Annotated in this window: 9 protein-coding genes; 7 read left to right on the plus strand and 2 right to left on the minus strand. The window is 40.6% G+C overall.

Going from position 1 to position 12,738, the window contains the following annotated elements; translation table 11 throughout:
- Positions 1-28: 28 nt before the first annotated feature.
- On the plus strand, positions 29-1,387 hold the full coding sequence (locus tag DAHG_RS02365) for an aldehyde dehydrogenase (RefSeq protein ID WP_022936713.1): 1,359 nt from the start codon (positions 29-31) through the stop codon (positions 1,385-1,387).
- A gap of 168 nt (positions 1,388-1,555) precedes the next feature.
- Positions 1,556-2,533, plus strand: coding sequence for an ArsR/SmtB family transcription factor (locus DAHG_RS02370; RefSeq protein ID WP_022936714.1), 978 nt, complete (start codon positions 1,556-1,558; stop codon positions 2,531-2,533).
- Here DAHG_RS02370 and DAHG_RS18530 read toward each other — a convergent pair.
- Entirely contained in the window at positions 2,525-3,379 is an 855-nt protein-coding gene (locus tag DAHG_RS18530; protein WP_022936715.1) for an SPL family radical SAM protein, read from the minus strand. The genes DAHG_RS02370 and DAHG_RS18530 overlap by 9 nt on opposite strands.
- Before the next feature lie 559 nt (positions 3,380-3,938).
- On the opposite strand from DAHG_RS18530, the gene DAHG_RS02380 reads away from it, so the two are divergent.
- From DAHG_RS02380 to DAHG_RS02400, 5 genes are all read left to right on the plus strand, one after another.
- Positions 3,939-4,379: a hypothetical protein gene (locus tag DAHG_RS02380; protein WP_022936716.1), complete on the plus strand. Its 441-nt coding sequence runs from the start codon at positions 3,939-3,941 to the stop codon at positions 4,377-4,379.
- A 273-nt stretch (positions 4,380-4,652) separates the two neighbouring features.
- Entirely contained in the window at positions 4,653-4,997 is a 345-nt protein-coding gene (locus tag DAHG_RS02385; protein WP_022936717.1) for a hypothetical protein, read from the plus strand.
- Positions 4,998-5,014: 17 nt separating this feature from the next.
- The gene (locus tag DAHG_RS18535; RefSeq protein WP_022936718.1) at positions 5,015-5,962 is read left to right on the plus strand and encodes a helix-turn-helix transcriptional regulator; all 948 of its coding nucleotides are present in this window, start codon (positions 5,015-5,017) and stop codon (positions 5,960-5,962) included.
- 947 nt (positions 5,963-6,909) lie between these two features.
- Positions 6,910-8,376: a DUF2779 domain-containing protein gene (locus DAHG_RS02395; protein ID WP_022936719.1), complete on the plus strand. Its 1,467-nt coding sequence runs from the start codon at positions 6,910-6,912 to the stop codon at positions 8,374-8,376.
- 109 nt (positions 8,377-8,485) lie between these two features.
- Positions 8,486-10,477, plus strand: coding sequence for an FtsX-like permease family protein (locus DAHG_RS02400; RefSeq protein WP_022936720.1), 1,992 nt, complete (start codon positions 8,486-8,488; stop codon positions 10,475-10,477).
- 34 nt (positions 10,478-10,511) lie between these two features.
- On the opposite strand, the gene DAHG_RS18540 is transcribed toward DAHG_RS02400, so the two are convergent.
- Positions 10,512-12,620, minus strand: a complete 2,109-nt coding sequence (locus DAHG_RS18540; protein ID WP_022936721.1) for a peptidoglycan-binding domain-containing protein — start codon at positions 12,618-12,620, stop codon at positions 10,512-10,514.
- Between the last annotated feature and the right edge of the window lie 118 nt (positions 12,621-12,738).

Genomic DNA, 12,738 nt, shown 5'->3' on the forward strand with positions numbered 1-12,738 from the left:
TATAATAAATATAAATCGGAGGTATTCTATGCGTGAAACAGTGGAAGCTTTAAGGAATGGATTTAAAAAAGGCAAAATGCAGTCAGTAGAAGCGAGACAGAAAAATTTATTAAAATTAAAACATGCTTTGTTAAGCTATGAGCATGAATTATATAATGCTTTATATGAGGATTTAGGTAAATCTGAATTTGAAAGCTTTGAAACTGAGTTTGGTATTTTAATGATGGAAATTAATGAGGCGGTGAAGCATTGCAAAGCGTGGAGCCGCTGTAAACGGGTAGGTACGCCGTTAATGCTTATGCCATCAAGCAGCATGATTCAGCCGGAGCCTTTGGGTGTTGTTTTAGTAATGTCACCATGGAATTATCCGCTTCAGCTCTCTATTGCGCCGTTAGTTGCATCGATGAGTGCCGGCAACTGTACGCTGATTAAGCCAAGCAGTTACTCGCCTTCAGTATCGGCAGTGCTGAAAAAAATGATTAATGAAAACTTTGATTTTGAGATTGTCAGAGTCATCGAAGGCGGCCGCGAGGTGAATGAGGCAGTCCTGAAGGAACGCTTTGACCATATCTTTTTTACTGGCAGTGTTCATGTGGGAAAAGTTGTTATGCGCGCGGCAGCGGAAACATTAACGCCGCTGACCCTTGAATTGGGCGGGAAGAGTCCGTGTATCGTAGCGGCTGATGCCGATTTGAAAATGGCTGCCAAGCGCATCATCTGGGGTAAGGCAATGAACTGCGGACAGACATGTGTGGCGCCGGATACCTTGTTTGTTCATGAATCAGTGAAGGATCAATTGATTGAAGCAATGAAACAAAGCATTCACGAATTCTATCCGCAGGGCTGTCTAGCTTCACCTATCTATGGCAAAATTGTTAATCAGAAGCATTTTGACCGTTTGTGCGGTTATTTAAAAGAAGGACGTATTCTAACCGGCGGTCATATAGACCGTGAGGCACATAAGATTGAACTGACCTTAATCGATGGCTTAAGTGAAAATGATGAGCTTTTAAAAGAGGAAATCTTTGGCCCGATACTGCCTGTTCTGACGTATCAGGATATTGAGGAAGTATTCGATTATGTAAGAGCGCATGAAAAACCGCTGGCAGCATATCTGTTTACTAATGACCGTGATCTTCAAAAGCATTTCCGCAAAGATCTGAGCTTTGGCGGCGGCTGTATCAATACGACCTTATTGCACCTTTCCAACTCGAAGCTGGGCTTTGGCGGGGTAGGCAGCAGCGGCATGGGACAATATCATGGTTATCGCGGCTTCTGTGAGCTCTCTCATTTTAAGAGTATCCTGAAAAAAAGCCGGTTAGAAGCACCGGTACAATATCCGCCTTACGGCAATAAGCTTAAACTGATGAAATTCTTTATGAAATAGAAAAGCGTCCTGCGACGCTTAAGCCTTTTATATAAAAGGAGAGAGAATTGAATTACTTAATAGTAATGGGGCAGCTTCTATCTCTGCCTTGCACTTATCATATCAAAAAGTTGTCGGTAACTCACAGTATAAAATTGGAAAATTATGTGAATTAGAAAAGAGGCATTTATGAATATAAACTACTTGGCATACGATCCCTTTCTGGACAGTATTGAATATCTGCATATGCTTCAGGAACAGCAGGATTATCAAAAAGTCGCTCAATCAATTAAAAATAAATATGGGGTACATGATGAAGCGGTTGATATGGTTTTTAATCAGCTGCATAAGCTCAGTGCCCAGATTCAATTGGAGCTGAATGTTGATGAGCATCTGCTGCAGACTTATTTTGATAGTGATATGCCGCTGGCTTCAATGATGGTGCTCAATGCTGATCAGATTGAGGCGGAGAATGCAGATGCATACCGAGCGCAAATGGATGCCAATCTGAAATTATTCTCACAGGAAAAAGCCGATCGGCTTGAGCTTTTGGAAATGGCGGCACAGAGTAACGCAGTGCGCTGGCAATGGCTGAAAGTCTATCATGATCCGCTGCCTTATTATCATGAATTAAAAGGATTGCTGAATGAAACAGCAGCCCTTATTATTAAACACATGGCAGATATAGAACCCCTGCTTGAACTGTATCAAGCTCACATTAACCCGCAGCGTTTCTATCAGATTGGCATCAAATATGAAGAAAATTCAACACTAAATATCAGACCCTCGGTTTTTTCATGCAATCGAATCACCATATTCAATGACAGTGAGCGTAATGTCTATGATGTCCGTGATGGGATTGCGATGATTTGGATCAAGCTGAATCAGCAGTGTTTTAATAAGGAAGAAGTTTTATTGGCCGCGAAGGCTATGGCTGATCCTTCTAAATTAGAAATATTAAGTGTATTAAAACAGGGACGCAGTTATGGACAGAAACTGGCTTGCAGATTAAATCTGACCACGGCTACGGTATCTTATCATATGAGCGCTTTGATTAATGCTAACTTAATCACGATGGAAAAAGAAGGAACCCGCATCTATTACAGCATCAATGAGGAATCCGTGCGGGCTTATCTGAATGGTATTGAAGAACTGCTTCTAAAATAGTGAAAGCTGTTCATTCATGATCAAAAACTGCTGATAATCGGTATTGATATCTTTCATCCGCGGACGCAGCCATGAATATAACTGCTTTTTATACTCCTTATCAAGAGAACCTTTGGCGTAGAGCTGCATAAAGGTTCTTTTTAAATGCGGATATTGGCGTTCGATAAATGCCATAAACGCTTTTCTTGTTTCGCCTCTAAGATACATCGTACCGCAGGTAAAATAGTCAGCCTCATGAGCTAGCTGTAAGAGCGCTTCAAGATTTTCACGGCTGTCTGTCAGCATTGGAATGATCGGTATTGTGTGCAGTCCGGTTTTAACTTTTGAATCCCTGAAGGCACGCAGGGCCATGATTCGTCCCTGGATAGGTGACGCGTTAGGTTCCATGATTTTGCGCAGCTCTTCATCAACGGTGTTGATAGAAAAAGCAACAATGACCGGTACTTTTTCAGCAAGCTCATCAAGCAGTGCCTTGTCTCGTAAAATCAAGGCTGATTTAGTGGAAATGACACAGGGTGTAGCAGTTTCAATTAAAAGCTTCAATATTTCCGGCATCAGCTTCATTTCTGCCTCGATTGGCTGATAAGCATCACAGACGGTACCGATACCAATGATTTTATGCTTCCAGCTAGGGGCGGTTAGCTGAGAACGCAGCGCTTCAACAATATTGCTTTTCACATGCACATGATCAAAAAAATGTCCGTCATCCTCTAAATAGCGGTGTGTGTACATGGCATAACAATACTGGCAGTGATGCGCACAGCCTCGATATGGATTCAATTCATAATCATAGGGAAATCTACCCTTCGATTTAGTTAATGCATTGCGGCAGTGTATTTCATTCATAAGCAATCTCCTGATACCTTTAGTATAACAGAAAAAAGCATCGCAGGGGAACGATGCTTTTTCAAATACTATTTATAAAAGGGATAGAATATGATTGAACATTATGGATAGGGATTGTCCATGTTCATCAGCAAGCTATTATCCTTGCCTGAATATAGTATAGCCGAATTGTGTCAAAAGAAAACGTATGTATTTCGTGAAATTATGTGATGATGAATATAATGGGAAAAGCCTTGTGGGATAGGCTTTTCCTCCAATAAAGAAACATGAAAGGGATAGAAATATGAATGAAACAGCAGTACAGCGAGGAATTACTGACTGCCTATTACCAGTATGAACAATAAAATTTGTTTTATACTATAAATATACAAAAAACAACGGTTCATCACGCCGTTGTTCTTTGTTAAAATGAAAGGGATTAGAAAATGTTTTGAACATTCATATTTGGGGTTGACTGTTCAAGCAGGTATTTCCTGCTACTATTAGTATAAAAGATTTATTTCGTTGCAATATGCCAGAATTATGGTTTATTATGGGAATTAGATAAAGGAGAGTAATCATGGAATGGAAAATACCAAAAGCTGCTAAAGTATATGAAGCCTATTCAGCAATTGCTGATGAGCGGATCACAATGCATGAGAATTGGGCCGAAGCTGTCTCTAGTGATGGTTCAAAAAAGTATGAGATTGTATGGGATCAAAACACCTATGCCAGTTCAGACAATGCCTCTTACTGGCAGAAAACGCTGGGATATCCTCTGCTTGCGGTTTTGATGCTGCAGGGAAGACTCACTTATGATCCAGCGATTGCTGAACAATTCAAGGGTATCCCCTGGAAAAAGATTAATAAGGAATATAAGAATGATTATGATCTGGCAGCCGCTTCAGTTTTGCAAACGATGCAAGATCCGCAGCGTCTTCAAGAAAGCGCAGAACAGATTATCAAGCAGTGTGAGCAGTTAGATTTAAACTATAAAAGAAAGCTGAATAAAGCAAAGTGAGCGTCAGGGGAAACGCTCACTTTGTTGTTTTAGGATTATTTATAAGGGGATAGAATTTGAATTTCAATTAGGGATGATTGAAATTCATGCAAGATTTAAATTATATTGTACCTCTTGCATGATTAAAGTATAGGATAAAGATACCGCAGCACTATCATAAAAATATGTGAAGTTATGTGAGCTCTAAAAAATAAAATTCATTTACCTATGATTGTTACATAAATAGTGTTACAATCAATGATATAGTAAGTTCACAAAGGAAAGGTGAACACTATGACAGAAAATAAATTAGCAAAAAAATTATTAAACGCAGTTTGGGAGGAAGACCTAAACGCAGCTGAACTGGCCATTTATGAGGGAGCCGATCCAAGCTGGATCTTTAACGGCTATCCGCTGTTGATTCATGCTGTATTTACAAGAAATGAGGCAATGGTTACGCTGCTGATCGATCATGGCGCAAATCAATGTGCAGAGGCGCTGGGCTTTGCACTGGAACAGGGCATCGGCTGTGTTGTCGGCGCACTTGCATATCGCGGTATCATTCCTAAAACATATGAGACACCGGAAGCATTTGGACCGCTGCCGCATCGATATGCGCCATTAGATCTTTTTTGCTGAAGAAAGGAAGCATTTCTATGAATCGTACCGCTTTATGTATCCGTATGCTGACGTATCTTAACTCACGGGGACTGCTCTCTAAAGCTGAACTGGCAGAATTGCTGGAAACCAATGTCCGCAATATTTCGGAGTTTAAGCATGAGCTTGAAATTGCCGGCTATACGATAGAAAGTATACCAGGTAGATATGGCGGTTATCAGCTGATGCAGGAATCAGTGCTGCCCTTGCTGCCGCTTAGTGATGAAGAAAAGGACGCGATCAGTGAGAGTGTCAGCTATTTAAGCTCGCACAGCGATTTTCTGCCGCTTGATGATTATCTGCATGCGGTGGATAAAATCAGAGGCGCGGCACATTCCACTGTCAATACATCATCAATTCTCTTTAAAAGCAATACCGCAGCCTTATCTTCTCAGATGCGGGAAATGATTACGCTGAGTGAAACATGCCGTGATACGCTGCACACAATGGCGGTTGTATATAAATCAATGCGCAGTGATAATTATAAAAAAATACGGCTTCAGCCGTATGAGTTATTGAATATTAAGGGTTCGTATTATGTATTAGGTTATAATGCTGATATTCATGAATTCAGAGTCTATAAATTCTCAGAAGCCCGTATGCAGTCATGTACGATGTTAGAGGAACGATTTACCAGGGATCTTGATTTTGATATTAAGGAGCATATCGGTCAGACAGGATTGATGAAGGATGATCTGCATGAAATTGACTGTGTGATCAGCGGTGATCTGGCATTGCTGATATATGAAAGTGAAGTTGGCATTAATTCACAGAAGGAATGGCTTGATGAAAAGGTACTGCATTTAAAAACCATTATTGAAGGGAAGATGGAGGCTGTCCGTTTTCTGCTCTCATTAGGTGCCGCCTGTCAGGTGCTGGAACCAGTTGAATTAAAGAAAGAGATTAATGATCAGCTTGTCACGATGTGCGAACACTATCAGTTATAATTGAAAATAAATAAAGCTGTGATCTATTGAAAATTTTCTTTACTGATCACAGCTTTTTAGTAAACTTTTTAATTGATTCAGGCATGTTAATTATGAGATCATTAATAAGAGAACCAAGTGAGCAGCTCATAAACATAAATTAAAGTCGCCAGTTATCGTATCAATTTCCAATAACTGGCGACTTATGAATGAGTTGGTTCCATCAATATCTCCTTACATCTCCTTTACTAGTATTCTTTCTTTTACTTTTGGGTTGACTTAATCGAAAGGATTACTAATATTACTAACCTTGAACAACTTACTTTTTTTACTATTTACTGACTATTCTTTTGTAGTCTATCTGCTTAAGAGCAATTCCTTAAAGTATTTTTATTCTCAGTTAATCTTTTGCAACTATACCATTTGCAAATCTGGTTCCGTCTTTTACTTCTTATTCACGTTTGCTTACCTTTAAAAATAAAATTCGGATAATTCAATTATCATAAATCGTAATCATGTTTCAAAAGCTTTTTCATCTTTTATACTTCACCAATACAATTTATTTTCACGACTTGTTAATTTTTTTGATTTTATCCTAAAGATATCATACTTTCTGTATCTTTCAATAAAATCTTAAGTTCATACGATCTGTCGATCAATTATCAGCGTGAATTTATAATTGATTAATCAGACCGTGGATTGAGTTGTCCATTGGTCTCACCCTTCCTCTTTTGTCACCTTTATTATAACAATTACTAAATGAATGAATAGTCTTTTTTTAATTTTTTCTATGCTATAATTAATATGTTGAGAGCGCTTACAGAATGGCGCTTTTTTTGCTGATTTAAAGTTTGAATAGGACAATACTAATTGAAGCCTTGAAGCAGCTGGTTATATTTTCTGATTTTCAGATAAACTTCACTTTTATATATAACTTTGCTATAATAAACAAGTTAGAGGTGATGGGTATGTTTCATATTTCAGATATAAAAAAATACAATCGGTGTGACCGCTATTTTTATTTGAATCAGCTGGCGCCCAAACCGTATTTTCCTTTTGCTACATGTAATGAAAGTACCCTGGAATTAGCCAAGCAATTTTTAAACTGTACAGAGTATTATGAAGGGAAAAGCGGCGATGCGGGTGAATTGGTTCTGGCTCAGCTGGATCATTATGATACATTTGTAGCCGCGCGTTTTACTTATCAGGATTTACGGGTTACGATTCCTTTCCTGCGTAAACAGCAGGATGGCTATCAGGTGATTTTCACAAATAATCAATGTTTTCCTAAGGAAAGTGAAGCTGCCTATCTGGCAATTGCATGCTGGGTATTAAAACAAAACGGCATTCAGGTAAATGATGTGAAAATGATTCATTTGGCGGCAGATTATGTGCGTGAAGAAACGCTGGATGTCTTTAAGGTGCTGATGCTTGATGATTATTTGTATCATGACAAGAAACAGACGCATAAAACGATATTTGAAATTATATCTGAACAAAAGCTTGATGTAGATAATCTGCTTATCGGTATGCGCAGCGCGCTGGCAGAGTATCCTGAGGGTAAGCAGCGCAGTTCAGTCTGTACCCATCGCGGTAAGTGTGATTATTTCGACCGTTGTTTTAATCAGGAAGAAAAACCCGATTCTGTCTATAATTTAGTTCAGTCAGGGATGAAATATGATTTAGTCGATGCCGGCAAAACCGAGCTGGGAATGCTTGACGGTGATGATATAGAGGGCACTCGTCATCAATATGCGCAGATTATGGCTGCCCGCAGTGAATCCGGTCTTTATTTTGATGTGTTTGCGATGCGCGATTGGGTAAAACGGCGGATTCAGTATCCGATTACCTATCTCGATTTTGAATGGGAAACGTATGTCTATCCGCCCTATCAGGGAATGAAGCCGTATGATGTGCTGGTTTTCCAATATTCAATGCATGTTGAAAATACACCGGGAGCACCTTTGCTGCATGAACAATTTATCGGCACTGGTGATTGCCGTGTTGCCTTTATTGAAGATCTCTTGGCAAAGATACCCGCTGAAGGTTCGGTTATGGTTTATAATGCCGTAGGTGCCGAAATGCTGCGCTTGAAGCAGTTAGCTGTCCAGTTTCCTCAATACAGTGAACGCTTAAAAGCTATCTGGGAACGCATGGTTGATTTGTCACTGCCATTTTCAACCGGCAATATCTATGATGTGCGAATGGCGGGTGCATACAGCTTAAAGAAGCTTGTGGAAATCTTTACTGACTATGATTATCATGATCTTTCAATCAGTCACGGTATGGAGGCGGTTGCTAACTGGCGAAGTCTGCAGGCCGATGAGATCAATGATGAGATTCGTGAACAGCTTTATGAATACTGTGGTATGGATACATATTCAATGGTACTGGTTTATCACATGATTCTTGATGTATTAAAAAAATATGAATGAGCGCAGGCTCATTTTCTTTTCCTTACAAAAATGAAAGATAACTGTTAGCTAAATCCATGGCGTCAGTCATGACAAAATCTTAAAATAGAATTGTCAAGGAGGCATCGTTATGAAACCTGTTTATCTGAAGATAGCGGTGGGGAATGTAAAGAAAAGCTATCGGGATTTTATGATTTATTTTATGACATTGACATTTTCAGTCTGTCTGTTTTATGTGTTTAACTCTTTTGATGCCCAGCAGAAGATTATGATGCTGAGTACCGATCAAGAGTATTATATAAATCTGGTTGCGACCTTTATGCTGATCCTGTCATTTTTTGTAGTATTTGTTTTTGGCTTTTTGATCCTTTATGCAAATAATTTTTTAATTAAGCGGCGTAAAAAGGAATTTGGTTTGTATATGCTGATGGGGATGCCGAAAAAGAAAATCTCCCGAATCTTAATCTATGAAACCTTGTTTATCGGTTTAATTTCATTAATTTCTGGCTTGCTGCTCGGTTTGGCTGTCTCACAGCTGACAGCGATTCTGGTTGCTGCTTTGTTTAAGGTTGAGGTTAATTTTCATTTTGTTTATTCGTCCTTGGCAATGCTGATGACAGTTCTTTGCTTTGCGTTGATTTTTGTGGTGATCATGCTGTTTAATACCCGTATCTTAAATCATTATAAGCTGATTCAGCTGCTGAACGCAGAAAAGGCGAATGAGAAACAGCGCTTGATGTCACTGCCGGTTTCTATTGTGCTTTTTATAGTCAGCCTGCTGTTTTTAGGTGCTGCCTATTTTCTGGCATCTTATTCGACGGTTACGTTTGTTGAATTCTTTGGTCAGATATTAATCTTGGGAATCATCGGAACGATGCTGTTCTTTTTCTCACTTTCGGGTTTCCTGCTGTTTTTTATTAAACGCAGCCGCAAGTTCTATTTTCATAATTTAAATATGTTTGTACTGAAACAGATTAATGCAAAAATCAATACTAATTTTATATCAATGGGCATTATATGCCTCATGCTGCTTTTAAGCATTGGTGCCTTGGCTACCGGATTAAACCTGAATGAAGCGTTCAGTAATGATTTGACGCTGCGGACACCTTATGATACTTCAATTGTTATGTATGAGCATGATCTGAAGCAGGAAGATATGTATCGGCTGAGCAGCGGCTTAGATATTGAATCATCAGACTGGGTTGAGCTGATCCGTTCCGATGTTGATGAGTCTGTGATTTTTCCAATGCTGCCGGAAAAGTCTAAGAATGTATTTGCCAATGCGACAGCTTCGATTGTTTTAATCAGCGTCAGTGATTACAATAAGCTGATGCACAATCTTGGTCAGCGTGAAATTCATTTGGCGGCTGATGAGGCGCTGATTACATGTGATATGGAATTAATTCAGACCTCGCTGCAGGGTGGGAAGTATGCCGGTGAAACGGTAACTGTCTTCGGCAGAGATTTACATTTAATCAATGATCAAATAGATGTTTTATATCCTTATACGATGAGTCAGGGCGGCAATTATGGCATATTCTTCATCGTCAATGATGAATTGACCGCTAATGAAGTAGCGATGACTTCAATATGGAACATTAATTTCAGCGGTAATGCTGATGAACAGAGTGATGAATTAAGTCAGCGGCTGAGTGCGCTGCGTCAGGAAAACAGTGAGATTTTAGGCAGTTATCAGCTTTATACACGAACCGTTATTATGATGAGTGATACCAGCTTCGGCATGATATTCACATTTATCGGCTTATATCTGGGTATTGTATTTGCGATGGCAAGTACCGTCATTTTAGCTCTTCAGCAATTATCGGATGCAAGTGACAACCGTCAGCGTTATCAGGTTTTAAGCAAGCTGGGCGCCGATCGTTCACAAATTAATCACGCGGTGTATCTGCAGATCGGCTTGTATTTTATTTTACCGCTGGGACTGGCGGTGCTGCATTCTTATATCGGCATTAATGCGGTCTGCAATGCGTTTTCCTTTTTAGGTATCGGCAATGTTACTAAATCAGCATTGATTACAGCGGCTTTGTTTATGCTTGTCTATGGCTTGTATTATTGGATTACGGTTCAGGGTGTCAAGTCAATTTTAAGAAAAGCAAATTAGAGAAAAGGTCATACCGGTTGGTATGGCCTTGTTGTTAGTTGGCTAATTCATTATACATCTGCATGATTTTATCCCATGTCTGCAAGCCGACAATGCCATCGACACTGAGTCCCAGCATGATTTGGAAGGCTCTTACTGAATTTGTGGTGAGCGGTCCATAGATGCCGTCGGCAACAATGGTAGGAATATTTTTATAATACATTGCAATGAAATTTAAACGCTCCTGTATCAGTCTGACATCTGTACCGCGGGAACCGCTTTGCAGCAGCGTGCCCGGGAAGGTAGGGAAGGTTGGTGAAGGCCGTGAACCCTGCTGGATTGCCTTGCTGACTTCAAACAGCTTATTCCATGTGTTGACACCGACAATGCCGTCAACATCGAGATTAAACAGTTCCTGGAAGCGGCGTACCGCTCTTTCTGTTTCAGCGCCAAAGACACCATCTTCAACTAATACCGGAATGCCCGTATATTCCTGCCCGACAATGTTGAGCGCCTGCTGAATCTGCTGGACACTGGTGCCGCTGGCTCCGTTTTTAATGGCGATGCCCGGATATTGCGGAGCTAAATCGTCTGGAGTTACCGTTGTGTTGAATCTTGAATACGCGGCATAAATCGCATTCCATGTCGCCTGTCCAACGATCCCGTCAACAATCAGTCCATAGGCGCGCTGGAAGGACATAACAGCGCGTTCAGTTTGCAGTCCAAAGCGTGAATCAATCGTCGATATTGTAGAAACCTGCGGCTGGAAGGTCGCTATTACACTCAAATAATATTGAAGCTGCTGAACATCGACACCCTTGCTGCCCTCTCGAAGCACCGTGCCTGGCCATTCACCGCTCTTAGTGTTTTCAATTCGGCCGATTGAAGTCAGTTCAGCGAGCTTGCGCACTGCTAAATAAATATAATTAATCTTATACCAGGTTGTTTTGCCGATAATGCCGTCTGCCGTCAGATTGAACTGCCGCTGGAAGACCTTTACCGCCGCTTCTGTATCGGCACCGAAAATACCGTCAACCGGATAAATCGGTTTAATATTTGGATAATTAACCGCGATCGCATTTAACTGTTCCTGAATCAAAGTGACATTGTCACCGGTACTGCCGACTCTTAGGACACCATCATAGGAGCCCTTGACATCCTCAACCCGCTCTGTGGTTACTAAACGCACATCAGTTGTGTAATAACGCTGAAGAATCTGAATCGCGCTTAACCCTTGATTGGCTAAGGTAAGCGTACCCCATTGCTTCATGCCTGGACATTGAGCAATCTTGCCGTCGCAGTATTCTGAATAAAAAGGCTCCGCAAAATTACGTTTGCGCAGATATTGATTAAATACCTCATCTACCAGTACACTCATGCTTTCATAGATATTGCGGTTTTTTACGAAAGCCTGATCAAAGGCTGTCGAGTTGGTAATATCATAATTGTAGCCCTTGCTTGGATACCATTCGGTATATACACGATTCAAAGCCAAAGAAACCTGAGCATGGATATTGGCCAGCAGCGCTTCCCGCGGCCAAGTTGGATATACCTCTGAGGAGCAGACATTTTTAATATAATAGATAAAATCAACGGTCACATTTTCAGCACTGGCGGTCGGTCGTCCTAGATGCACTCTGATCTTACGGGGAATGACAACTCCCTTTAAAACAAATACATCACGATGCGGCGGATTGATTTCACCTTCCTCAACCATGCGGTAATCATTAACACAGCGGCGGTTTGCCGGTGATTGATTGATATTGTCACCACCGTAATTTGTCAGCAAATGATGATCAGGAATTAAATCCACCTCGTCGCTGGCAGGCGCTGTGCCGTCGGTTGGAACCATTGAAACCGGCAGTACGCTGAGTTCATCGGCAAAAATCTGAACGCCCTGAATAATCTGGGTTTGATAACCAGCCAGCATAATTTCTACACTGTAAATTTCATAGGGACGGGTGCGGTTGTTTTCATTAAGCGACAGCGAGCGCGCCGGCGCTTCCAGCTGCAGAACTTCTGTTTTACCCTCATCATCAGTAATCAAATAATCTTCAAAAACTATTTCATTGTTTAGGTCTTTATAAACACGCACAATAGCATTGCCGACAGCAATTGCCTGATCCGCCATTGTCGTGATCACCTGTAAAGTACCTTTTGCCATACTTCACCTCCTGTATTAAGCTATGTATCATTCAACATTTGATAAAGGTAAATGCCTAAACGATGAAAATTGTATACAAAAGGTACGCAAATGGAGTAGAATGGATGCGAGGTGAAAC

Source organism: Dielma fastidiosa (assembly GCF_000313565.1).
Lineage (GTDB): Bacteria > Bacillota_I > Bacilli_A > Erysipelotrichales > Erysipelotrichaceae > Dielma > Dielma fastidiosa.